This is a genomic window from Nonomuraea sp. CA-143628 (assembly GCF_050942315.1).
Lineage (GTDB): Bacteria > Actinomycetota > Actinomycetes > Streptosporangiales > Streptosporangiaceae > Nonomuraea.
Genome location: NZ_CP192072.1, coordinates 2,563,456 through 2,585,007 on the forward strand (window position 1 = coordinate 2,563,456; position 21,552 = coordinate 2,585,007).

Here is a 21,552-nt window from a genome sequence, read left to right on the forward strand (position 1 = left end):
GTTTGACCAAAGGATAGCATCCGAGGCATGACGGAGATCTTCACGAGCTGGAAATCCTGGCGGGACGCCGAGCAACCGCTGGCCGCGGCGCTGCCGGGGGAGACGGTCGCGGTGCTGGAGGAGGCCGTGGCCTTCGCCGAACAGCGGCACGGGGATCAGTTGCGGCCGACCGGCGTGCCCTACCTGGAGCATCTGCTGGAGGCGTTGGAGGTCGCGGTGCGTGGGGCGGGGGTGCGCGACCCGGACGTGCTGGTGGCGATCGTGCTGCACGACGTGGTCGAGGACACCCCGTGCACCCGCGCGGAGATCGCCGAGCGGTTCGGAGAGCACGTCGCCGAGCTGGTCGCCTGGGTGACCAAGCCCGCGGTGGCCGCCCCACAGGACAAGCCGGGCGTGGCCGCCACCGGGCAGGACAGGGCGGCGGCGAAGGCGGCGGTGAAGGCGGCCTACCTGCGGGGGCTGGCGGCAGCGCCGCCGCAGGCCGTGCTGGTCAAGCTGGCAGACCGGGTGAGCAACGTGCAGGAGCTGCACCGGGTGCCGGTGGACTTCCAGCGGCGATACCACCGGGAGACGGTGGAGCACATCCTGCCGCTGGCGGCGACGTCACCGTGGTTCGCCCGCTGGTTCGCTGCTTGGCGGGACGACTGGCGGGCCTTCGAATCCTCTGAGTAGCCGACGCAAGGATTAGCGGCTGTGCAGGCGGGCCAGCCGGTTGCGGACGCCGTCGAAGTGGGCGAAGACCGCCGCGGTCTTGTCACCGGCCTGTACGGCCGTGTAGATGTCGCGGTGCCGCTTGGCCACGTCGGCCGGGGGCTCGTCGGGCGTGCCGAGTTGGTCGCGCAGCTGGTGGTAGACGTCCCAGAACGCCCCGAGCAGCTGGCTGACCAGCGGGTTGCCGAGCGGGCGGTAGAGCAGGTCGTGGAAGAGCCGGTCCGGGAAGGCGATGAGACCCTGCCCCTATCCTTGCCCTCAAGGAGGGCCAGCCTGTTAAGCCCAGGCTGGGCCTCCCCTAAGACACCAGCAGCCGCATCACCTCCCCGGACGGCTCCTTCGCGGGTTCGGGGAGGGCGAGGTCAGCCCACACGAAATGGCCGAGCGCCTCACTCCCGTACGCACCGGTAGTGACCGCGAGCTCGGCGACGATCGCCAGCCCGCGGCCGCCGAGCGCCACCCCGGCCAGCCCCTCCAGCCCGGCTGGGCCCCCGAGATCGATGAGGTCGTCGTCCGGGGTCGGCTGGTGCGAGCAGGGGGAGGGTGCTCCGATCAGCCACCCGGCCCCGCCGAGGTCAGCGACCCCGACCCGCACCAGGGTGCCGAAGGCCAGCTCCACACCGAACCAACCGCCCGGCTGACCCGAACGCGTGTAGAGCACCGAGTTGTTCGCGAGCTCATCGATCACCAGGCCCGCGTCATCCTCGCGGCCGGTACCAGTGAACAGCTTCTCCACCAGCTTGCGTGCCTTGCGGACCTGCTCGGGCACACCCGGAAAGGTGTAGCGGAGCACCCTGGGAGGAGCCGACGCCCGCCATTCCTTCGCCGAGGCGCTCGTGGTCGTGTGCATGTTGCCTTCCTTGTCGGGGTCCGGGTCGCCGGGCGGCGGCCGGGAGATCATGCGTCTGCCCGTCATCGCGGACGACCGGGCGGACGGCAAAGTGAGGGGCGCGGTCATCGGGATCTCCTGCCATGCTTACGGCCCTTGCGGGCCTGGGTTCGCCCATCCGGGGCGGCTCAACCGGAGGAAGGCGATCATGTCAGCGGCTTCGTGTCAGCCGAGCCGTCAGGCAGGGGTTCCCCATGGCGGACGTGCCTCCGATTGCGTGAGCGCGGGCGTCGTTCTCCGGTCTCGCTGAGAGGACTCCTTTCGAGGTCCGCGATGGTCAGCCCGATGTAGGGGTCCGGCTGGATCAGGACCGTAAGAACTCCGGCTTCGGTACGGTCGCGAGCCCAGCTGTGATCGGCGGGCGTGAAGTCGTCGTCAATCCAGATGAGCGGCTGATCGGTGAAGAGCTCGGTGATGGTGTCGCGTTTCCAGAGGTAGCCGTCGGGGTGGCTGGTGATGAGGGGTAGGCGGGGAAGATCAATGTGGTCCCAGATCGGCAGGCCGAGGCGAGTGCCGATAAGGGGCGCGGCGTCGGCGCGCCAGCTGGTGCACCACAAGGGGGTCAGGCCGTATCTGGTCGCCAGGTCGAGGACGAGGCGGCCGGTGGCGGGGTTGAGCCAGATCTTGACCGGGTCTCCGTAGCCGGTGGGGGTGACGTGGTGGGTGCGGAAGCCGGTGGGGGTCTGGCCGTTGGGGCCGGGGAAGGGGATGTGGACGCCGTCGATGTCGCATAGGAGGTGCATGGCCAGCTCCTGGTGTAGATGAGGACCAGGTCCGTGGTGTCGGTGGCGCGCAGGGTGAGGGCGAGCCGTCCGCCGGGTCGAAGGACGCGAGCGGTCGCAGTGAGGAGCGGGCCGGGCTCGGTGGGTTCGAGGAAGGAGAACGCGCCGAAGATCGAGAGGCAGAGGTCGACGGAGGCAGGCGGGAGGGAGCGGAGGTGGCTGGTGGCGTCGGCACGGACGAAGGCAAGTCCGGGATGCTCTCCGTAGAAGGAACGGGCGCGCTCGATCTTGTGGCGGTCGTGGTCGACGCCGACCGCTTCGGCGTGATGGTAGGCGGCGAGGTGGGCGAGATTGTGCCCGCTGCCGCAGCCGAGTTCGATGACCCGCTTCCCCGCCAGGTCGCCGAAGACGTCCGGAGGGGGTCCGACCCCGTTGGCGCGGGTCCATTCGAACCGGCCGCGGACGGTCAGGCGCGGAGGAGGAGTGCGGCTTCGGTGAGGTGGCGGGAGATCGCGGAGATCCATGCGTCTTCGGCTCCTTCGGCCCACCCGATGACGAGTTGGTGGGTGAACCAGTCGGCGACCCAGACACGGTGCCAACCCAGTGCCCAGCGGGCCGCGATCAAGCCGCCTCGGCTGGCCGCCGCCGCCTCGGAGCCGCCGGCCGCGATGTAGGAGGTGATGAGCTCGCTGAGCTTGGCCGGGTCGGGAGCGTCGATGGTGCCGTGCCAGGAGGCCAGGTCGAGCAAGCCGGGCCCGCGGAAGGCTCGGGCGAAGTCGAGCAGGTACGTCTCTGTGCCGGTGGGGTAGACGGAGGTCGAGTGCCATTCGGAGTGGCAGAGCCCGTACGGCGCGAGTTCGGCTCCAGCCGCGCGATCGTCGGCCACCTTCGCCAAAGCAGCCGCCGTCCCGATCAGGGCGCCGAGGTCATGGCGGGCGCGGTTGTGCTGGTTGAGGCGTGCGTGAATCTTCTCGGGCATCGCCGCCAGGCTCTGTTCATCCATGAACGGCAGGTCCTTGGTGTCGATGACTTCGTGGACGCGGACGGCCAGTGCCGCGCCTTCGGCGTCGGTAACCGCGCGCGTCGCCGGGCCGAGGTCGGTCAGCAGCATTCCCAACAGCTCGGGCGTGTGGTCGACCGCGAGGCGTGCCGGGACGGGCAGACCCCCTTGCTCGGCGACGTCCAGGGCGTGGTGCTCGGCGGAGAAGGGGCCTTCGGCGTACTTGAACACCACCGAGGTGCCGTCGGCCAGATGGAGGCGTTCCACGCCGGAGCGTGCCCAGACGCGGATCTCCTCGCGTTCGGCCCGCCCCTGCCCAAGGGCGTCCAGCAGCCGGGCTAGCAGAAGGTCTACCTCGATGGTGTCCAAGGTCCTGGGCCTTCCTTATCGAGCGGTGGGGACGCGGCAGGCTTCGACGGCCGCGATCCAGCTGTTCTTCATGGTTGCGAGCTCGGTCCGGAACTTCTCCAGTGGAGCGCCGTAGGGGACGACCGCGCCGCCGGTCTGGTTCGGGACGGACTGGCAGCCGTGAACGAGACGTCCGCCCAGGGCAGTGTGGGCGCGGACCAGCTCCAGGCGGCGGGCCTCGTTGAACCAGCCGCCGTGGTAGACCTCATCCAGCATGTCGCCTTCGGTGTCGGTCAGGTCGAACACCGCGCGGGTGGTGGAGTTGAAGAACCAGGCCGGGCCGATGTTGGAGATCTCGCCGGTCAGCTCGACCTTGTTGAGCGCCATGAACGTGCCCGCCTGCCGGAGCATCCTCAGGTGGTCCTCGGTGATCTCGGGCATGCCGAGGTCGGCGAGGTGCTCGGCGCGGAAGACGTACCGGTATACCTCGTACCCGATCTGCAGGACGGTCGAGGCGTCGCTGGTGGGGGTGGCGTTTGCGCGGATGTAGTCCAGCGCGATCTGCTCCAGCGAGGTGTCGGAGGTCTCGCGGGCGTCGAGCATGTCGCGCTGTACCCGCGGCCAGGGGATGACGAGCCAGGTGTGGTTGGTGAACTTGAAGAAGTACTCCTCGGGGTCGAGGGTGACGCGGTGGCCGTCCACGGTGATGCCGGGGATGCGGTTCCAGCGCGGGTCGAACGCCTCGGGCAGCTCGACGTTGATCTCGGGGACGCGGTCCCTCGGGTGCTTTCGCTCGACACCCGTGACGACGTCGAGGCCGGCCTGAGCGGTCATCAGTAGGCTCCTTCCACGGAAGCGTTCTCACGCTCCGGATTGGCGTTGCTGCTAAGAGTGGCCATTCCATGAACGGGGCCGCTATGGTCGAAGGAGTCGCAGAGCGTTTAATCGGTTTATCCATAGGGAGTTCCGATGGCGAGGCCCCCCGGCCAGCGCTCCCCGAATGACCGGCTGCGGGAGATGATCTCGGCCTCCGGTCTGGGCTATGAAGGAGTCGCTCGCGCCGTCGTGCGTGTCGCTGCGGAGAACGGCGAAGCGCTGCGCACCAACAAGTCGGCCATCGCGCACTGGGTGGCGGGCATCGAGCCGGGTGAACGCACCATCGGCTACCTGGTCGAAGCACTCTCGCGCCGCGCCGGGCGTCAGGTGACCCGACAGCAACTTGGTTTCTCCACCGATGAACCGCCGGCACTCGAGGGTACTGAGCCCATCGAGACCGCGACTCTTCTTGGCAGAACCGACGTCGAGAACCAGGGCTACCTCGCCACGGCCGTCTACACCGCCGCCCAAGTGAGGATGCCTCTCGACTACGATGCCGAGGCGGTGAGCAGGCTCCTCCGGGCGCGCACCGGACTGGCCCGAGTCGGTGCGGCTGAGGTTGCTGTCGTCCGGCAGATCACCAAGGCGTTCGGCGCGGCCGACGAACGGCTCGGTGGAGGACACGGGCTTTCTACCGTTGCGGCCTACCTTTCCGACACCGTCGCCCCCACATTGTCAGGACGCTTCGCCGACGAAGCAACACGACGCGACGCATTCAGCGCCGCAGCCGAACTAGCCTGGCTACTCGGATGGAAGCACCACGACCTCGGTCACGAGGGCGCTGCCCAGCGTTACTACCTCACCGGCTTCCAACTGGCGGTCGAGGCCGACCCCGGCGCCCACGCCGCCTGGATGATGCGAGCGATCGCCCACCAGGCGCTCAGCTTGAAGGAACGCCACCACAGCCGAGATCTCATCGAAGCCGCTCTCAAGCGAGCCGAAGGCCGTTGCGACGGCGCGACCGAGGCGCTCCTGCACATCACCCACGCGAGGTCGAGCGCGGCACTTGGGGAGAAGGCCCGCGCCGCACGCGCGCTTCTCGCAGCCGAAGACGCCCTGAGCTCTCAAAGAGATTCCCAGCCCTCTTACTCGCTGCTCATGGGACCGGCCTTGGGAACCGTCGACTCCCACACCGCGAGAACCCTGACCGAGATCGGCGATCACCTCGGCACCGAGGCCCGCCACCGGGCAGCCTTCACCTCGTGGGACCCCATCGCCTACCCGCGCGTCCACCTGCTCACCCACATGGACCTCGGCGACTGCCTCGTCGCTCAAGCACGAGCCGATGAAGCGATCGGAGCCTGGAGCCAGGCGCTCGACCTCGCCGAAGGGATGGCATCGGGCCGCAGCAGGACCGCTCTAGCGGGAATCCATCCGATCCTCGCCGTCTACAAACGCCGAGGCGTCCCCGGAGCAGCCCTGCTGGAACAGCGCATCCGGCAGGCGGCCACCGCCGCATGAAAGGATCGCATCCATGCCCACGCCCGGCACCGCCCTGCCACCCGCGCTCGAAGCGCACACCCTCCTCGTCGCCGCCGTCATCGTCCACGATCAGGAGCAGAGGCGGGTCCTGCTCATCCGGCGAGGACGCCAGGCGAAGTTCGCCCCCGACCATTGGGACCTCCCCGTCGGTAAGACGGGTAAGGGTGAAGTCGTCACCCAGACCGCAGTCCGCGAACTCAAGGAGGAAACCGGCCTGGTCGTGGACCCCGCCGACCTCCGCGTGGCCGGTCTGATTCACTGCTCCTGGGGCGTCGAAGCGCCGAACGGCTTCGTCACTGTCGTCTTCGTCGCCAGCGCTTGGAGCGGCGACCCCGTAAACGCCGAACCACACAAACACGGTGACGTCGCGTGGCATCCGGTCGATGAAGTGCCCGAGGAATTTGTGTCGACCACACGGACCGCACTGATCAACTACCTCAACAGCGGTCCTATGGTGACCACCGAAGGCTTCTGATGTCGGAGCCCCTCATCCTCGGTATCGATGACCTGCGGCCGCTGCCCCGGACTTCGCGGGTCGCCCGCACCAGCGAAGAGGGCATCCAACTGCTTCAGGAACACCGCGACGGCTTCATCGACGAACTCTGGCTTGACCACGACCTGGGCGGCGACGACAGCATCATGCGGGTGGTCACGCTCCTGGGTCCCGGCCGAGGAGCTCGACGACTTCAATGCTCATATCGTTGGGGCGATCGAGGTCATCCACGAGTTCCATCAATGACCCCAACCTGCTCCGTGGCGAGGTGCGGGTTTCCTCCGCGTACATACATCTCTGTATGACCACCGAAAACCCCCCGACAGGGACAGTTCCGATTGCAACATGGCCACACCACAACCACTGCCAACCAGTAGGTCGAACCGGGCGAATGCGGTACGAGAGGTGGCGGCCATCGCCGCCTCCAAGCGGGACAATGCGGCGGTGAAGGGGGGTCAGCGGGTGTGCAGGCGGGCCAACCGGTTGCGGACGCCGTCGAAGTGGGCGAAGACCGCCGCCACCGCCGCGGTCTTGTCACCGGACTGCACGGCCGTGTAGATGTCGCGGTGCCGCTTGGCCACGTCGGCCGGGGGCTCGTCGGGCGTGCCGAGCTGGTCGCGCAGCTGGTGGTAGACGTCCCAGAACGCCCCGAGCAGCTGGCTGACCAGCGGGTTGCCGAGCGGCCGGTAGAGCAGGTCGTGGAAGAGCCGGTCCGTCTCCGGTGACACGTCGCCGACCAGCGCCTCGCTCTCCATGCGGGCCATCACGTCGGCCACCGGCGTCAGGTCGGCCTCGGGGCCCAGGTCGATGAGCCGCTGGACCAGGCCGGCCTCCAGGATCTCGCGGATCTCGGTGAGGTGGGTGAGGTGGCTCTTGCCGTCCTGGAGGGTGATGCGGCTGTGGAAGGCCAGCTCGTCGACCAGCCCGGCCAGCGACATCCGGCCGACGAACATGCCGAAGCCGTGACGGATGTCGACGATCCCGACGGCCTGGAGCGCCTTGAGCGCCTCCCGCACGGAGTTGCGGCTGACCTGGAGCTCTTCCATGAGCTCGGTTTCGGTGGGCAGGGGATCACCCGCCACGAGCCCGCGCCGGAGGATGAGCTCTTTGACGCCCTCCTGGGCCTCGACGGCACGGCTGGGCCGCGGGCGCGGGACAGTGGTCATGAAAAATCCCTTCGTCGTAAGCGCTTAGGTAACATTCCGGAAATCTCCTGTTGACCTCAACCGGGTCCGGCCCATAGCGTCCACCCTACGCACAACATAGGACATGGGATGTCCCACGTTCTACATTGGGACCGTAACGAAGCGGCCTAATGCGCACCAACCCCAGGAGGCATCCGTGAGCTCTGAGTTCAGCCGCCGCGACTTCCTGCGCTACAGCGGGGCCACGGGTGCGGCGGCGTTCATCGCCACCACCCTCTCCGCCTGCTCGGGTGGCCCGGCCTCGACCGGTTCGGTCGGCGCCGGATCCAACAAGGACCTGATCACCGCCGTCATCGGCTATGGCAACGACCAGAGCTGGGATCCGACGCAGACGGCCTCGGCCTTCGCGATGGCCGGCATCCAGCACGTCTACGAGGGCCTGCTCGACACCGACCCGATCACCCGCGAGCCGTACCCGGCCCTGGCGACGGCGCTGCCGACGGACCTGAACGCCACCTCGTGGAAGTTCACCCTCCGCGATGGCGCGAAGTGGCACGACGGCCAGCCGGTGACCGCCGACGACGTGGTCTTCACCTTCCAGCGCATCCTCGACCCGGCGGCCAACGTGCTGACCGGCAACTTCTTCAAGTCCTGGCTCCAGGAGGTGAAGAAGATCGACGACAAGAACGTCGAGCTGGTCTTCAAGTTCGCCTTCCCCGACGCGGCGCCCAGGCTGACCATCGCCAAGATCATGCCCAAGCACGTCTTCAGCCAGCCGGGCGCCTGGGACCAGGCCAAGACCGGCAAGGCCGTCGGCTCGGGGCCGTACAAGCAGAGCGCGCACAACCCCAAGAGCAACACCACCTTCGAGGCCTTCGCCGACTACAACGGGCCGCGCCCGGCGTCCGCCAAGAAGATGAACTGGCTGACGATCGTGGACGCGGCCGCCCGCGTCGCGAAGATCTCCGGCGGCTCGGCCGAGGCGCAGATCGCCGACAACATCCCGTACGCCAACGTCGAGCAGCTCAAGCAGCAGGGGCTGAGCGTCGAGGGCGGCGCGGGGATGAACCACATGTTCCTGATGTTCAACACCGGGACCAAGCCGTTCGACGACGTCCGCGTACGCCAGGCGCTGCACTACGCCATCGACAAGAAGAAGCTGATCGACGTGGCCCTCAAGGGGCACGGCACCGCCTCCAGCTCCTTCCTCAACGAGGGCCACCCCGACCACAAGCGGGCCTCGGTCGTCTACGACTTCGACCAGGAGAAGGCCAAGGCGCTGCTCAAAGAGGCGGGCGTGACCAACCTGACGGTCAACCTGATGGCCGTCAACGTGAGCTGGATCGCCGACTGCCTGCCGACCATCGCCGCCTCCTGGGAGGCGATCGGCGTCAAGACGACGCTGGAGCCGCAGGACACGGCCGCGCTGTTCGCCAAGATGGACCAGTTCCAGGACTATCAGGTGGTCGCGGCGGCCTCGAACCCCAACCAGTTCGGCATGGACGCCGACCTGATCATGCGCTACAACTTCGTGTCCGGCGGCCTGTGGATGAAGTACAGCCACTGGGGCGACAGCAAGGACGCCAAGGCCCTGTTCACCCAGATGGACGAGGCCACCAAAGAGCCCGACAAGGCGGCCAAGACCGCGAAGGTCCAGAAATATCTGGATCTCATCGCCGAGCAGGCGGTGCTCTACCCCGTCGTCCACACCGAGCTGATGACCGCCTGGGACCCGAAGAAGCTGACCGGGATCCGCGCGCAGGCATACCCGGGCATCAACGTCCTCCAGGCCAAGCGCACCTGAGCCCATGGCCTTCATCGTCAGAATGCTCCTCCGGCGGATCCTCGTCCTGGTCCCGCTGGTGCTCGGGGTCGCCGCGTTCGTGTTCATCGTGATGCGCTTCTCCAACAGCAAGCCGGAGTACGCATACTTCCAGGGCGCGAACCCGACCCCCGAGCAGATCCACCAGTTCCAGGTCGAGAACGGCCTGCTCGACCCGCTGCCGCTGCGCTACCTGCGCTTCGTCGGCGACCTGGTCCGCGGCGACCTGGGCACCAGCGTGCTCACCAAGAAGCCGGTGCTCGAATCGGTCACGACCGCGCTGCCGCTGACGCTGCAGCTCACGCTGCTCGGCCTGCTCGTCGCGGTCGTGCTGGCGCTGATCTTCGGCGTCACCGGGGCGTTGTTCCGTGACCGCTGGCCCGACCAGGTGATCCGCGTCGTGTCCCTGGTCGGGGTGGCGGCCCCGGCCTTCTGGCTGGCGCTGCTGATGATCCAGTGGCTCGCGGTGGGGGAGGGGCTGTTCCCGACCGGCGGCTACATCAACCCCGCCGACTCGACGAGCGGCTGGCTGCGCTCGATGACGCTGCCCGCGCTGTCGCTGTCGCTGCCGGTCGCGGCCCAGCTCACCAGGATCATCCGCACCTCGATGGTGGAGGAGCTCGACCGCGACTACGTACGCACCGCGATCGGCAGCGGGCTGCCGCCGATCGTGGTGGTGGGCCGCAACGTGCTGCGCAACGCGCTGATCAATCCGCTGACCGTGCTCGGCCTGCGCATCGGCTACCTGATCGGCGGCGCGGTGGTCATCGAGCAGATCTACGGCCTGCCGGGCATGGGCCAGCTCATGATCAACGCGGTGCGTGACGGTGACCCCGCGGTCGTGCAGGGCGTCGTGCTGACCGTCGCGGTCGGCTTCATGGTCGTCAACCTGCTGGTCGACGTCCTGTACCTGCTGGTCAACCCCAGGCTCAGGAGCGCCACCTGATGAGACGTGGACTGACCGAACGCCTCGCCAAGCCGGGCGTCAACCTCAGACGGCTACGGCCGCTGTCGTGGATCGCCGTGGGCGTCGTCGCCGTGATCGTGCTGGCCGCGCTGCTCGCTCCGGTGATCGCGCCGCACTCGCCGTACTTCCAGGAGGTCGCCGGCGGCGGCCCGTCCGCGAGCCACTGGATGGGACTCGACAGCGCCAACCGTGACATCCTGTCCAGGCTCCTGTACGGCGCGCGCTGGTCGTTGCTCATCGGCCTCGGCGCGACCGTCCTGGCCCTGGTCGTGGGCGCCGTCATCGGCGCCGCCGCGGCCACCTCCCGCCGGGCCGTCGACGAGACGATCATGCGTTTCCTCGACGTGATCATGGCCTTCCCCGGCATCGCGCTGGCCGCGGTGCTGGTGGCGGTGTTCGGCGGCAGCATCCCGGTGCTGGTGATGGCGATGGCCTTCCTCTACATGCCCTCGGTGGCGCGGGTCGTACGGGCCAACGTGCTCGCCCAGTACGGCGAGGACTACGTCGCGGCCGAGCGGATCATCGGCGCCCGCACCCCGCACATCCTGATCCGGCACATCGCCATCAACTGCGCCGCGCCGGTGCTGGTGTTCTGCACGGTGATGGTGGCCGACGTGATCGTGTTCGAGGCGTCGCTGTCGTTCATCGGCGCCGGAGTACGCCCGCCGAACCCGTCATGGGGCAGCGTCATCGCCGACGGCAAGAACATGGTGCTCCTCGGCGGCTGGTGGGCCACGGTCTTCCCCGGCCTGCTCATCCTGATCACCGTGCTGGCCCTGAACATCCTCTCCGAGGGCATCTCGGACGCCTGGGCCGCGCCCGCCACCCGCAAGGCCGCCATCAAGAAGGACGACGCGTTCGAGGCGGCCCGGCCGGGCTCCGGCGAGGTCGTCGAGCTGCCGGGACTGGCCGAGGCCGCCCGCAGACTGGCCGAACGGGCCCGCCCCCTGCCCTCGGGCCCGCCGATCCTCGCGGTGGAACGGCTGCGCATCGGCTTCACAGAAGGCGTGGACATCGTCGACGGCATCGCCTTCGAGGTACGTCCGGGCGAGGTCCTCGGACTGGTCGGCGAGTCCGGCTGCGGCAAGTCGCTGACCGCGCTGACCATCATGGGCCTGCAGCCCCGCGACGCCCGCGTCAGCGGCCACGTACGCTTCGACCAGCAAGAACTCCTCTCGCTGCCGCGCCGCGCCCGCCGCCGCCTGCTCGGTCACGAGATGGCGATGATCTACCAGGACGCGCTCTCGTCGCTGAACCCGGCCATGACCATCAAGGCCCAGCTCAAGCAGGTCACCCGCCGTGGTGGCCGCCGGACACCGGCCGAACTGCTCGAACTGGTCGGCCTGGACGCCAGGCGTACCCTGTCCTCCTACCCGCACGAGCTGTCCGGCGGGCAGCGGCAGCGGGTGCTGATCGCGATGGCGCTGTCACGCGAGCCCAAACTGATCGTCGCCGACGAGCCCACCACCGCGCTCGACGTCACCGTACAGGCGCAGGTCATCGAGCTGCTGCTGGAACTGCGCGCGGAGCTCGGGTTCGCGCTGATCCTCGTCTCGCACGACCTCGCGCTGATCGCCGACGTCACCGACCGCGTCGTCGTCATGTACGGCGGGCAGATCGTGGAGACCGGCGCCACGGCGACGCTGGTCGGCGCGCCCGCTCACCACTACGCGCGCGGGCTGCTCGGCTCGGTGCTGTCGCTGGAATCGGGGGCCGAACGGCTGACGCAGATCCCGGGCGTGGTCCCTGCGGCGGCGGACTTCCCGGCCGGCTGCCGCTTCGCCGACCGGTGCCCGATGGCTACGGACGTGTGCCGTACCGACACTCCGGCGCTGGAAGGGGACACCCAGCGGCACGCGGTGGCGTGTCACCATCCCGCTGTCGTCCTCGTGGGGAGTGATCAGCATGCTTGAGCTGAAGGACGTGCACGTCGTGCACAAGGCCCGCTCGGGCGGGCTGTTTTCGCGGGACCGCGTCTACGCGCTGACCGAGGCGAACCTCTCGGTCAGCCCAGGCGAGACGGTCGGCGTCGTGGGGGAGTCGGGCTGCGGCAAGTCCACGCTGGCCAAGGTGCTGGTGGGCCTGCAACGGCCGACCTCGGGCACCGTGACCTTCCGGGGCAAGGACCTGTGGGCGCTCAAGGAGGCGGAGCGGCGGGGGCTGATCGGATCCAGCGTCGGGATGATATTTCAGGACCCGTCCACGGCGCTCAACCGGCGGCTGCCCGTCAGCAAGGTGCTCCGCGACCCGCTCAACGTGCACGGGCGCGGCACCCCGGCCGAGCGGGACGCCCGCGTCCGCGAGCTCCTCGACCTCGTCGGCCTGCCCGCCGGCGCGGCCGACCTGCTGCCCGGCCAGCTGTCCGGCGGGCAGCGGCAGCGCGTGGCCATCGCCAGGGCGCTGGCCCTCGAACCCGACCTGCTCATCGCCGACGAGCCGACCAGCGCCCTTGACGTGTCCGTACGGGCGCAGATACTCAACCTGCTGCTCGATCTGAAGGAGCGGCTCGGGCTGGCGCTGGTGTTCGTCTCGCACGACATCCAGACCGTCCGGCGGATGAGCGACCGGGTGGTGACCATGTACCTGGGCAGGATCGTCGAGCAGACCCCCGCGCACGCCGTACCCCTGAACGCCCGGCACCCCTACACGCGGGCGCTGTTCTCCGCAACGCCGGGACTGATCTCCCCGATCAACCCGATCCCGCTGGTCGGCGCCGTGCCCTCGGCCACCAGGCCGCCGAGCGGCTGCCCGTTCCGCACCCGATGCTGGCGGGCGGACGAGGAGTGCGGCGCGGCCTGGCCCGCGGCGCGCAGCGACGCCGACCACCTCTTCCACTGCTACCACCCGGTGGCGGCGGGAGCCACCGACCTCGAACTGATCCAGGAGCGCCCATGACATTGACCGGTGTGATCCCCCCGGTGTGCACCCCGATGACCGCCGACGGCCAGGTGGACGCCGCGTCGCTGATCCGGCTGGTGGACCACCTGCTCGACGGCGGGGTGGACGGGCTGTTCGTGCTCGGGTCGTCGTCGGAGGTGGCCTACCTGCCCGACGCCCAGCGCCGGGTGGTGCTCGACACCGTGGTCGGTCATGTGGGCGGACGGGTGCCGGTGCTGGCGGGGGTGATCGACATGACGACGCCGCGGGTGCTCGAACACGTGCGTGTCGCGGTCGAGGCCGGGGTGTCGGGGCTGGTGGTGACGGCGCCGTTCTACACGCGCACCCATCCCACCGAGATCCGCACCCATTTCCGGACCATCAGCGCCGAGAGCGGATTGCCGGTCTACGCCTATGACCTGCCGGTCGCCGTGCACACCAAGCTGACCGCCGAGCTGCTGCTGGGGCTGGCCGCCGAGGGGGTGCTGGCCGGGGTCAAGGATTCGAGCGGGGACGACGGCGGTCTGCGGCAGGTGATCCTGGGCCGCGAGGCGCCGTTCAGTGTGCTGACCGGGTCCGAGGTGACGGTGGACTCCGCCCTGTGGATGGGCGCCGACGGGGTGGTGCCCGGTCTGGGCAACGTGGATCCCCACGGGTACGTACGGCTCTACCAGGCGGCGCGCCGGGGCGACTGGGAGGCGGCCCGGCTGGAGCAGGAGCGGCTGGTACGGCTGTTCGAGATCGTCACGGTCGGTGGCGGCCGGATGGGCGGCAGCTCGTCGGGACTCGGCGCCTTCAAGGCCGCGCTGCACCTGCGCGGCGTCATCGACCACCCGGCCACCGCGCTCCCACAGGTCCCGCTGAACGACGAGGAGACCGGCCGCATCGGCAAGCACCTGGCGGCCGCCGGTCTGCTGTAGCAGCAGGGCAGGTGCTAAGGCTTGCATCAGCGGACAATCGTATGACAATCGGTCTCCGCCATCCTGTCCTGGTGACTACTGACAACGCCCCTGCCATCTGGGAGATGGTGGTCGTCCACCGCGTGTTCCGCCGCGAGTTCAGGCTGGCCCCCGAGCTGATCCGGCAGGTGGCCCCCGGCGACACCGAGCGGGCCGCCACGCTGGCCGCGTACTTGGGCGAGATCCTGGCAGGCCTGCACCACCACCATGAGGCCGAGGACAAGCTGCTCTGGCCGGTGCTCCTGCGCCGCGTACGGCTGGAGGGCGCCCTCATCCGCACGATGGAGGAGCAGCACGAGCGCGTCGCCGGCCACATCTCCGTGCTGGAGGAGCTGCTGCCCGCCTGGCGGGCCGAGGCCGACGCCGACCGGAGGGACCGGCTCGCCGACACGCTGACGCTGCTCCACGACGAGCTGCTGGTCCACCTCGACCAGGAGGAGGAGCGCATCCTGCCACTCGTGGCCGCGCACCTGACCAAGGCCGAATGGGACACACTCTCGGAGTACGCCCGCGCCCAGCTGCCCAAGGACCGGCTGCTGGTCAACCTGGGCGCGCTGCTGGAGGACGCCACGCCATGGGAGCGCGAGGCCTTTCTCCGCCTGATGCCGATGGCCGCCCGTGTCCTGTGGAGGCTGATCGGCCAGCGGCAATACCGGCGCGAATGCCAGAAAGTCCGGTTTAGAACTTTTGGTGTGGTGCACGCGTCAAAAAGCCCATGAAGACGTTCAGGATCGCCGCCGCACTCGTGGGCGGGCTGCTGCTGATCGGCGGCGCCGGCCCCGCGCTGGCACAGGAGATGGCGCAGCCGGCCGCGGCCCCGCAGCGCTGCTCCACGACCCAGCTCCAGGTGCGCCTGGGCCGGGTGGACGCCGGGGCGGGCAACCGCAACGCGCCGCTGGTGTTCACCAACCGGTCGCGGGCCGCGTGCACCCTGCAGGGCTATCCGGGGCTGGTGATGTTCGACAAGCAGAGTGACGCCCTGCGGACCCGCGTCCGCCGGACACCGGGAGCGCGGCCGAAGGTGACGCTCAAGCCTGGCGGCAGTGCCCGCGCCGACCTCCACTGGACGGTCGTGGAGACCGGCACCGAGACCGCCTGCCCGGGTGCGGCCCGGCTCATGGTCATCCCGCCGGACGAGCGTGCGCACACGGAGATCGCGTTCGTCGTCGACCGCGTGTGCGACCAGGGCCGACTCGACGTCACACCGATCAAGTGACCTACCGGCGGCCCTGACGTCACACCGATCGAGTGACCGACCGGCGGCCCTGACGGCATGCCGGTCAGGAATCCGACCGGCGCAGGCGCGGTCGTGCCGGGGTGGGGTGGGGTGGCTAGCGGCTGACCCCGTCGGCGGGTCGCTGGAGCAGGTTCAGGTCGGCCCGGCTGGGCAGGCTCTCCCAGTCGCCCTGCGAGGTCACCGCGAAGGCCCCCGCCGCGCACGCCGTGCGCAGCCGCTGGTCGGCGTCCGCGCCGGCCAGCCAGTCGGCCAGCCACCCGGCCGCGAACGCGTCCCCGGCGCCGACCGGGTCCACCTCCGTCACCTGGTACGGCTGAGCCTGCCGTACCGAGCCGCCCGAGAACTCCAGAGCCCCCTTGGCACCCGACTTCACCAGCACGTGGGCGGGACCGAGCGAGCTGAGCGCCTTGGCCAGGTCGACGCCCCCTTCGACGTCGGTGACCAGCCGGCCCTCCGCCTCGGTCGCGAACAGCACGTCCACGTCGCCGATCGTCTCGCGCAGCCAGGCGCCGGCCTCCTCGGGCGTCCACAGCGCCCGGCGGTAGTTGATGTCCAGCGACACGAACACCCCGGCGGCGCGGGCCACGGCGATCGACCGCCGTACGGTCTCGCGGGCGGACGCCGACAGGGCCGGGGTGATCGCGGAGACGTGCAGTACCCGGGCGGCCTGGATGAGGGCTGGGTCGACGTCTTCGGGCGTGATCCGGGAGGCGGCGCTCCTCGCGCGGTAGTAGCGGACGTCGACGAGGTCGGCCGTCCGCCGGCCCTTGATCATCAGGCCGGTTGGCGCCCCCGGATCCGTGACGGTCCGTACGTCGACGCCCTCGCCCTGGAGCGTGAAGCGGATCAGTTCGCCGAACTCGTCGGCCCCGACCCGGCTGATCCAGGTGGCGCTGTGACCCAGGCGGCTGACACCGATGGCCACGTTCGACTCGGCGCCGCCGACACCCAGGTCGAAGTCGCGGGCGAAGCGCAGCGGACCGGTGCGCCGGGCCGCGAACAGCGCCATGGTCTCACCGAAGGTCACCAGATCGGTCATCGAGTCGAGCTCCCAGCTGTTCGAAGATGCGCGGTGCCGCCGTGGGGACGTTCGGCCGCCCCACAGGCTACCCGCCGGTCCGCTTTACCTAGGTAAACACAGGGAACCGAAGACGCTACCCGCCGACCAGGAGCGGCATCACGCTGGCGCCGGTGAAGTGCCGGGCCAGCCAAGCGCTCGGTTAGCCCGGCGCCCGGGCTAACCGAAGATCTGACGCTCGCGCCGGGTGTAGCCCGGCCTCGTGGCGGCCGCCAGCAGGCGCAGTGGCCGGCCCGCCCTCTTGAGCAGGAGCGCGGCCTCCTCGGGCGTGGCGTGGCGGAGCAGCCACGGAGTGGTGAAGGCCAGTTCGCGGAGCGTGGCCCGCCTGGTGACCTGCCGCTCCACCCGTACATAGGCGTCGAACGGCACGAACCTGAAGACGATCGGGAACAGCTCGGACTCCTCCTCGGCGAGGTGCTCCTCAAGCGGCTCCAGCAACTCGCCCAGCTCCCGGCCGAGCGCGCCCGGATCGCCGCTCAGCGCGGCGCGGCAGCGCTCCAGCAGCGGGCCGAACGCCGGGTGGCCCGTGGTGTAGCCGGTCAGGTCGACGGACTGGCCCGCCGCGCGCTCGATGGCCGGCCACAGCAGTTCGCGCTCGTTGGCGTGGTGGTGGTCGACCTGGGTGAGCAGCGAGGCCGTGAAGCCGCGCACCGCCCTGCCCTTGGCCGCGCCGAGCTCGGCGGGCCCGGTCAGCAGCTCGGCGAGCCGCCGCAGGTCGGTCAGCATGGCGCGGTGGCCGACGTACATCGAGGTGAGGTCGGCCATCGAGGTGAGGTCCGGCATCGAGATGGGGCCCGGCCTCAAGACGGGGCTGGCCCGGAGCGCGTCGTCTTCGCGAGCGGCGGCCGCCCGCCGGGCCGCCGGGCCGTTCGCCCGCCGGGCCGGCGCGTCGCCTGAGCGGCGGGTCGGCACGCCGCCTGAGCGGCGGGTCGCCGCGTCGCCCGAGCGGCGGGTCGCCGCGTCGTGCGCCGCCCAGTCGCGCAGCCGGGGCCAGGCGCGGAAGAGCGCGGCGCTGGCCGGGGCGACCCGGTCGTCGCTGATCGCCACCAGCTTGCCCACCTCGGTCGTGACGGGCTCGACCCGGACGCTGAGCCGTACCAGCAGGCCGGCGGCGACCAGGCGGGTGAGCACGCTCCCCTCGTCGCCGTCGTCCTTGACCTCCTCGCCGTCCAGCAGGCGCAGCAGCAGGCCGGGCAGTTCGCCCTGCTGCGCCGGGGTGAGTGAGGCGTACACCTCCTCGGCCACCTCGCCGAGCGAGCGCGGTCCGGTCAGTCCGCCGGGCCGGCGCAGCTCGGCCGGACCGCGCGCCGGCAGCTCCTCGGCGGAGGGCCGGTCGGCCGGGTTCTTCGCCAGGGCGCGCCCCACCAGGTCGCGCAGCCGCGGCGGCAGCTCGCCGAGATCCGGGTCGACGGTCAGCAGCCGGTGCATGATCGCGCCGAGGCTCTCGCCCTGGAACGGGTCGCGGCCGGTGGCCGCGTAGAGCACGACCGCGCCCCAGGCGAACACGTCGGCCGCCGTCCCGGCCCGCTGCCCGGTGAGTACCTCGGGCGCCAGGTAGGTGTGCCGCCTGCCGATCGGGTCGCCGGCCGCCATGCCGTAGTCGATCACTCGCGGGCCGTCGGGGGCCAGCAGCACGTTCTCGGGCTTCAGGTCGCGGTGGGTGATGCCCGCCTCGTGCAGCGTCCTGAGCGCGGTCGCCAGGGCGAGCGCGAGCGCGAGCAGCTCGTCACCCGCGTACGGCCCGTGGACGGCCACCGCCTGCCGCAGATCGGGCCCGTCGGCGAACTCGCTGACGATGTAGGGGCTCTCGCTGTCGAGCCCGACGCCGACCACCCGGGCCAGGTGGCGCGGCTTGATCAGGCCGACGGCCTCGGCGAGCTGTCTGGTGACCTCGCCCCGAGGCACCTTGATCGCGAACCGGCGGCCTTCGTCGTTGTAGGCGTCGTAGACCACCCCGCGCCCGCCCGCGCCAAGCCGCCCGGCCAGCCAGTAGCCGCCAAGTCTCTCGGGGTCACCGGGCACCAAGCGCATCGTCACTGCTGCTTAGATGCACGAAATCGTGATTTGGTTGCAAGACGTCACAGGTCCCCCGCGCGCCCCGGAGGACCCGTGCGTCATGATCATTATGTCAGGCTTTCTGATCTTGGCCGCCATTCGGTCCGCAGCACCGACATGGTGATGGCATCATGCCACTCCCCGTCCCAGAGCAGCGCGTCACGTTGCACGCCCTCCTCGACGAATCCCACCTTCTTGTAGACGTGCCTGGCGCGGTCGTTGAAGGCGAAGACCTCCAGGCCGATCCGATGCAGCGGCGTCGTCGTGAAGGCATGGCCGAGCAGCAGCTCGATGGCCTCCGTGCCGTAGCCCTTGCCGAACGCGCGAGCGCCGATCAGCGCGATCCGCATGCTGCACGCGAGGTTGCCCGCGTCGAGCTCGTTGAGCACGATCTCGCCCACGAAGCCGCCTTCCGCGATGATCGCCAGGTCGAGACGGTCGGCGTGCTGACTCCTCGTCGCGTACCAGTGGCGGCTGGCCTCCCGGTCGAACTCGCCGTGCGAGCCGGTCAGCCGCCGCACCTCGGGGTCGGTGACCAGCTCGAACAGATCGTGGGCGTATTCGGGGCCGACCGGGCGCAGGGTCACTCGATCGCCCTGGAGGGTGGGCTTTTCAGCGAACATCCCCCCTCACTATCAAGCCTGGTCAGCAGGGGCAAACCCGACCCGGCCATGACCGCTGGTTTGTTTTTCGACATGGGGATAGAGGTTCCTCTTGTCAAGGAGGTAAAAAACATGACCATCGCCGGAAGCATCATCCTCATCATGCTCGGTGCGATTCTCACCTGGGCCGTCGAATTCGACCTTGCCGGTATCGACATCAACGTGGTCGGCGTCATCCTCATGCTCGGTGGTGTGGTCGGCCTGCTGTTCGGGATCTACCGGATCAGCGTGACCCGCAGGGCCGTGGCCCCCATCGACGAGCCGGTGGTCCGTCACGACGTCTACGAGGAGCCCGAGGCTCGCCGGACCCATGTGTACGAGGAACGTCGCCGCTATGACGAGCCGCCCCTGTAAATCCAGAAGGTCAGCCGGCGGGCCGGCTGACCCCCCCGACCCCTCTCACAGCACCCGCTTGACCGCCTCGGCTATCGCGTGGCGGTCTATGCGGGCGTCTGCCAGCTGCTCCCGCGGCGTCGCAGACCCGGGCAGCTCCCGTACCGCCAGCTTCACCACGCGCGGCCCGAGCTCGCTGACGGCGTCCTGCACGGCGTCACCCAGCCCGCCCTCCGGCCGGTGGTCCTCCACCGTGATGAGGGTGCCGGTGGTGGTGGCCGCCTCCATCAGCGTGGCCGTGTCGATCGGCTTGATCGAGTACATGTCGAGCACGCCCACGGGGATCCCCTCGCGGCTCAGCTCGTCGGCCGCCGCGAGCGCCTCGTGCACGGTGATCCCGGCCGCCACGATCGTGGCCCGATCCGCCGCCGACTGCCGTAGCACGGACGAGCCGCCCACGGGGAAGCGCTCGCCCGGCTCGTAGATCACCGGCAGGTCGCCACGGGTGGTACGCAGGTACGACACCCCTGAGATGTCGGCCATCGCGGCCGTCAGCGCGGCGGCCTGGTTGGCGTCGCACGGGTAGAGCACCGTGCTGCCGTACACCGCGCGCATCATGGCCAGGTCCTCCAGCCCCATCTGCGACGGGCCGTCCTCGCCGATCGACACGCCGGAGTGCGAGCCGACCAGCCTGATCGAGGCGTGGCTCACCCCGGCCATCCTGATGAAGTCGTACGCCCTGGTCAGGAAGGCCGCGAAGGTGGCGGCGTAGGGGATCCAGCCGCGCACCTGAAGGCCGATCGCCATCGCGACAAGCTGCTGCTCGGCGATGTAGCACTCGATGAAGCGCTCGGGGAACTCCTTGGCGAAGTCCTCGGTCCTGGTCGAGTCGGCCACCTCGCCGTCGACCACGACCACCTCGCCACGGGCCGCGCCCAGCGCGACCAGCGCCGCGCCGAACCCGTCCCTGGTGGCGACCTCGTCGCCGGTCTTGTACGCGGGCAGTGCCAGCTGTCCGTTGTGGAAGCGGAACGGCTCCCCGTTGGGCTCGGGCGGCCGCACCTCGACCCGCACGTCCCGTACGCCGCCCAGCTCCCCGATGGCCTTGTCCGGGTCCTTGAGCGCCTTGCCGTGGGCGCCCTCGCGGTTCTCCACCTCCAGGACGCCCTCGCCCTTGCGCGTCTTGGCGAGGATCACGGTCGGCCGCCGGCGGGTGTTGCAGGCGTCGTTCAGCGCGAAGTCGATCTGTCCTGGGTCGTGCCCGTCGATCTCGATCGTGTGCCAGCCGAACGCGCCGAACCTGCGGGCGTACGCGCCGGTGTCCCAGCCGTGCCGCGTCGGGCCGCGCTGGCCCAGCCGGTTGATGTCCACGAGCAATGTCAGGTTCGCCAGCCCCTCGGCACCCGCCTGCTCGGCGGCCTCCCAAATGGACCCCTCGGCCAGCTCGCTGTCGCCGCAGAGCACCCACACCTGGTACGGCAGGCGCTCCAGCCGCCCGGCCGTCGCCACCCCCACCCCGATGGGCAACCCCTGCCCGAGCGAGCCGGTGGCGACGTCCACCCAGGGCAACTTGGGCGTCGGATGGCCCTCCATACGACTGCCACGCTTCCTGAACGACAGCAGCTCATCGTCGGTGATCGCGCCCGCGGCCTTGTACAGCGAGTAGAGCAGCGGCGAGGCGTGACCCTTGGAGAAGATGAGATGGTCGTTGGCGGGGTTGCCGGGGTTCTGGAAGTCATAGTGCAAGTGGCACGCGAACAGCACCGCCATCAGGTCGGCCGCCGACATCGACGAGGTCGGATGGCCGGAACCGGCGGCGGCCGAAGCGCGTACGGAGTCCACACGCAACTGCGCGGCGAGTTCGGACAGGAAATGCAGATCGCGATCAGGCATCAG

22 protein-coding genes and 1 pseudogene are annotated in these 21,552 nt (G+C 69.8%); 12 read left to right on the forward strand and 11 right to left on the reverse strand.

Translation table 11 applies throughout. From position 1 onward, the window contains the following. The first annotated feature begins 27 nt into the window (after positions 1–27). Complete coding sequence (locus ACQP2T_RS12020) at positions 28–672, forward strand: HD domain-containing protein (protein ID WP_433516217.1); 645 nt, start codon at positions 28–30, stop codon at positions 670–672. A 12-nt stretch (positions 673–684) separates the two neighbouring features. On the opposite strand, the gene ACQP2T_RS12025 is transcribed toward ACQP2T_RS12020, so the two are convergent. The 6 genes and pseudogenes from ACQP2T_RS12025 to ACQP2T_RS12050 form a co-directional block, all read right to left on the reverse strand. After that, the gene (locus ACQP2T_RS12025) at positions 685–945 is read right to left on the reverse strand and encodes a FadR/GntR family transcriptional regulator (protein WP_433519760.1); all 261 of its coding nucleotides are present in this window, start codon (positions 943–945) and stop codon (positions 685–687) included. A gap of 64 nt (positions 946–1,009) precedes the next feature. Further along, on the reverse strand, positions 1,010–1,669 hold the full coding sequence (locus ACQP2T_RS12030; protein WP_433516218.1) for an ATP-binding protein: 660 nt from the start codon (positions 1,667–1,669) through the stop codon (positions 1,010–1,012). 77 nt (positions 1,670–1,746) lie between these two features. Then, positions 1,747–2,343 carry a hypothetical protein gene (locus ACQP2T_RS12035; RefSeq protein WP_433520025.1) on the reverse strand — a complete coding sequence of 199 codons (597 nt, stop codon included), beginning with the start codon at positions 2,341–2,343 and terminating at the stop codon, positions 1,747–1,749. 53 nt (positions 2,344–2,396) lie between these two features. Then, positions 2,397–2,846 (reverse strand): annotated as a pseudogene (locus tag ACQP2T_RS12040) (class I SAM-dependent methyltransferase); the annotation flags it as partial. After that, positions 2,789–3,691 carry a hypothetical protein gene (locus tag ACQP2T_RS12045; protein ID WP_433516219.1) on the reverse strand — a complete coding sequence of 301 codons (903 nt, stop codon included), beginning with the start codon at positions 3,689–3,691 and terminating at the stop codon, positions 2,789–2,791. The gene ACQP2T_RS12045 and the pseudogene ACQP2T_RS12040, both read right to left, overlap by 58 nt. A 15-nt stretch (positions 3,692–3,706) precedes the next feature. After that, entirely contained in the window at positions 3,707–4,504 is a 798-nt protein-coding gene (locus ACQP2T_RS12050) for a hypothetical protein (protein WP_433516220.1), read from the reverse strand. Positions 4,505–4,687: 183 nt separating this feature from the next. On the opposite strand from ACQP2T_RS12050, the gene ACQP2T_RS12055 reads away from it, so the two are divergent. Genes ACQP2T_RS12055 through ACQP2T_RS12065 form a run of 3 tightly spaced genes read left to right on the forward strand, consistent with a single transcriptional unit; the run spans position 4,688 to position 6,826 of the window. Then, a complete protein-coding gene (locus ACQP2T_RS12055; protein ID WP_433516221.1) occupies positions 4,688–6,007 on the forward strand; it encodes a tetratricopeptide repeat protein in 1,320 nt (439 codons plus the stop codon). 13 nt (positions 6,008–6,020) lie between these two features. Next, a complete protein-coding gene (locus ACQP2T_RS12060) occupies positions 6,021–6,503 on the forward strand; it encodes an NUDIX domain-containing protein (protein ID WP_433516222.1) in 483 nt (160 codons plus the stop codon). Beyond that, positions 6,503–6,826, forward strand: a complete 324-nt coding sequence (locus ACQP2T_RS12065) for a cyclic-phosphate processing receiver domain-containing protein (protein WP_433516223.1) — start codon at positions 6,503–6,505, stop codon at positions 6,824–6,826. Before ACQP2T_RS12060 ends, ACQP2T_RS12065 begins: the two co-directional genes overlap by 1 nt. A 150-nt stretch (positions 6,827–6,976) precedes the next feature. Here the strand turns inward: ACQP2T_RS12065 and ACQP2T_RS12070 are convergent, their stop codons facing one another. Beyond that, positions 6,977–7,687: a FadR/GntR family transcriptional regulator gene (locus tag ACQP2T_RS12070; RefSeq protein ID WP_363996737.1), complete on the reverse strand. Its 711-nt coding sequence runs from the start codon at positions 7,685–7,687 to the stop codon at positions 6,977–6,979. 175 nt (positions 7,688–7,862) lie between these two features. Between ACQP2T_RS12070 and ACQP2T_RS12075 the strand changes: the two genes are divergently transcribed. The 7 genes from ACQP2T_RS12075 (at position 7,863) to ACQP2T_RS12105 (ending at position 15,507) form a co-directional block, all read left to right on the forward strand. Further along, entirely contained in the window at positions 7,863–9,470 is a 1,608-nt protein-coding gene (locus ACQP2T_RS12075; protein ID WP_433516224.1) for an ABC transporter substrate-binding protein, read from the forward strand. Positions 9,471–9,474: 4 nt separating this feature from the next. Continuing rightward, positions 9,475–10,434, forward strand: a complete 960-nt coding sequence (locus ACQP2T_RS12080; RefSeq protein WP_433516225.1) for an ABC transporter permease — start codon at positions 9,475–9,477, stop codon at positions 10,432–10,434. Further along, positions 10,434–12,368, forward strand: coding sequence for a dipeptide/oligopeptide/nickel ABC transporter permease/ATP-binding protein (locus ACQP2T_RS12085; protein ID WP_433516226.1), 1,935 nt, complete (start codon positions 10,434–10,436; stop codon positions 12,366–12,368). The genes ACQP2T_RS12080 and ACQP2T_RS12085 overlap by 1 nt, the downstream gene beginning before the upstream one ends. Then, the gene (locus ACQP2T_RS12090) at positions 12,361–13,350 is read left to right on the forward strand and encodes an ABC transporter ATP-binding protein (protein ID WP_433516227.1); all 990 of its coding nucleotides are present in this window, start codon (positions 12,361–12,363) and stop codon (positions 13,348–13,350) included. The genes ACQP2T_RS12085 and ACQP2T_RS12090 overlap by 8 nt, the downstream gene beginning before the upstream one ends. Further along, positions 13,347–14,252, forward strand: coding sequence for a dihydrodipicolinate synthase family protein (locus tag ACQP2T_RS12095; protein ID WP_433516228.1), 906 nt, complete (start codon positions 13,347–13,349; stop codon positions 14,250–14,252). Before ACQP2T_RS12090 ends, ACQP2T_RS12095 begins: the two co-directional genes overlap by 4 nt. A gap of 71 nt (positions 14,253–14,323) precedes the next feature. Further along, on the forward strand, positions 14,324–15,010 hold the full coding sequence (locus ACQP2T_RS12100) for a hemerythrin domain-containing protein (RefSeq protein ID WP_433516229.1): 687 nt from the start codon (positions 14,324–14,326) through the stop codon (positions 15,008–15,010). Then, complete coding sequence (locus tag ACQP2T_RS12105) at positions 15,007–15,507, forward strand: DUF4232 domain-containing protein (protein WP_433516230.1); 501 nt, start codon at positions 15,007–15,009, stop codon at positions 15,505–15,507. Before ACQP2T_RS12100 ends, ACQP2T_RS12105 begins: the two co-directional genes overlap by 4 nt. 115 nt (positions 15,508–15,622) lie before the next feature. Here ACQP2T_RS12105 and ACQP2T_RS12110 read toward each other — a convergent pair whose 3' ends face one another. The 3 genes from ACQP2T_RS12110 to ACQP2T_RS12120 form a co-directional block, all read right to left on the reverse strand. Continuing rightward, positions 15,623–16,567, reverse strand: a complete 945-nt coding sequence (locus ACQP2T_RS12110) for a sugar kinase (protein ID WP_433516231.1) — start codon at positions 16,565–16,567, stop codon at positions 15,623–15,625. A 198-nt stretch (positions 16,568–16,765) separates the two neighbouring features. Then, positions 16,766–18,637, reverse strand: coding sequence for a protein kinase domain-containing protein (locus ACQP2T_RS12115; protein ID WP_433519761.1), 1,872 nt, complete (start codon positions 18,635–18,637; stop codon positions 16,766–16,768). A gap of 92 nt (positions 18,638–18,729) precedes the next feature. Next, positions 18,730–19,284, reverse strand: coding sequence for a GNAT family N-acetyltransferase (locus tag ACQP2T_RS12120; protein ID WP_433516232.1), 555 nt, complete (start codon positions 19,282–19,284; stop codon positions 18,730–18,732). 111 nt (positions 19,285–19,395) lie between these two features. Between ACQP2T_RS12120 and ACQP2T_RS12125 the strand changes: the two genes are divergently transcribed. After that, positions 19,396–19,677 carry a hypothetical protein gene (locus tag ACQP2T_RS12125; RefSeq protein ID WP_433516233.1) on the forward strand — a complete coding sequence of 94 codons (282 nt, stop codon included), beginning with the start codon at positions 19,396–19,398 and terminating at the stop codon, positions 19,675–19,677. Positions 19,678–19,722: 45 nt separating this feature from the next. Here ACQP2T_RS12125 and ACQP2T_RS12130 read toward each other — a convergent pair whose 3' ends face one another. Continuing rightward, positions 19,723–21,549, reverse strand: coding sequence for a transketolase (locus ACQP2T_RS12130; RefSeq protein ID WP_433516234.1), 1,827 nt, complete (start codon positions 21,547–21,549; stop codon positions 19,723–19,725). Positions 21,550–21,552: the final 3 nt, after the last annotated feature.

Excerpts from the sequence above, each read along its gene's own strand:
- ACQP2T_RS12020 (WP_433516217.1), top strand. The coding sequence starts at position 28 with ATGACGGAGATCTTCACGAGCTGGAAATCCTGGCGGGACGCCGAGCAA.
- ACQP2T_RS12030 (WP_433516218.1), bottom strand. The coding sequence starts at position 1,669 with ATGACCGCGCCCCTCACTTTGCCGTCCGCCCGGTCGTCCGCGATGACG.
- ACQP2T_RS12035 (WP_433520025.1), bottom strand. The coding sequence starts at position 2,343 with ATGCACCTCCTATGCGACATCGACGGCGTCCACATCCCCTTCCCCGGC.
- ACQP2T_RS12050 (WP_433516220.1), bottom strand. The coding sequence starts at position 4,504 with ATGACCGCTCAGGCCGGCCTCGACGTCGTCACGGGTGTCGAGCGAAAG.
- ACQP2T_RS12055 (WP_433516221.1), top strand. The coding sequence starts at position 4,688 with ATGATCTCGGCCTCCGGTCTGGGCTATGAAGGAGTCGCTCGCGCCGTC.
- ACQP2T_RS12060 (WP_433516222.1), top strand. The coding sequence starts at position 6,021 with ATGCCCACGCCCGGCACCGCCCTGCCACCCGCGCTCGAAGCGCACACC.
- ACQP2T_RS12065 (WP_433516223.1), top strand. The coding sequence starts at position 6,503 with ATGTCGGAGCCCCTCATCCTCGGTATCGATGACCTGCGGCCGCTGCCC.
- ACQP2T_RS12070 (WP_363996737.1), bottom strand. The coding sequence starts at position 7,687 with ATGACCACTGTCCCGCGCCCGCGGCCCAGCCGTGCCGTCGAGGCCCAG.
- ACQP2T_RS12080 (WP_433516225.1), top strand. The coding sequence starts at position 9,475 with ATGGCCTTCATCGTCAGAATGCTCCTCCGGCGGATCCTCGTCCTGGTC.
- ACQP2T_RS12085 (WP_433516226.1), top strand. The coding sequence starts at position 10,434 with ATGAGACGTGGACTGACCGAACGCCTCGCCAAGCCGGGCGTCAACCTC.
- ACQP2T_RS12090 (WP_433516227.1), top strand. The coding sequence starts at position 12,361 with ATGCTTGAGCTGAAGGACGTGCACGTCGTGCACAAGGCCCGCTCGGGC.
- ACQP2T_RS12095 (WP_433516228.1), top strand. The coding sequence starts at position 13,347 with ATGACATTGACCGGTGTGATCCCCCCGGTGTGCACCCCGATGACCGCC.
- ACQP2T_RS12105 (WP_433516230.1), top strand. The coding sequence starts at position 15,007 with ATGAAGACGTTCAGGATCGCCGCCGCACTCGTGGGCGGGCTGCTGCTG.
- ACQP2T_RS12110 (WP_433516231.1), bottom strand. The coding sequence starts at position 16,567 with ATGACCGATCTGGTGACCTTCGGTGAGACCATGGCGCTGTTCGCGGCC.
- ACQP2T_RS12115 (WP_433519761.1), bottom strand. The coding sequence starts at position 18,637 with ATGCGCTTGGTGCCCGGTGACCCCGAGAGACTTGGCGGCTACTGGCTG.
- ACQP2T_RS12120 (WP_433516232.1), bottom strand. The coding sequence starts at position 19,284 with ATGTTCGCTGAAAAGCCCACCCTCCAGGGCGATCGAGTGACCCTGCGC.
- ACQP2T_RS12125 (WP_433516233.1), top strand. The coding sequence starts at position 19,396 with ATGACCATCGCCGGAAGCATCATCCTCATCATGCTCGGTGCGATTCTC.
- ACQP2T_RS12130 (WP_433516234.1), bottom strand. The coding sequence starts at position 21,549 with ATGCCTGATCGCGATCTGCATTTCCTGTCCGAACTCGCCGCGCAGTTG.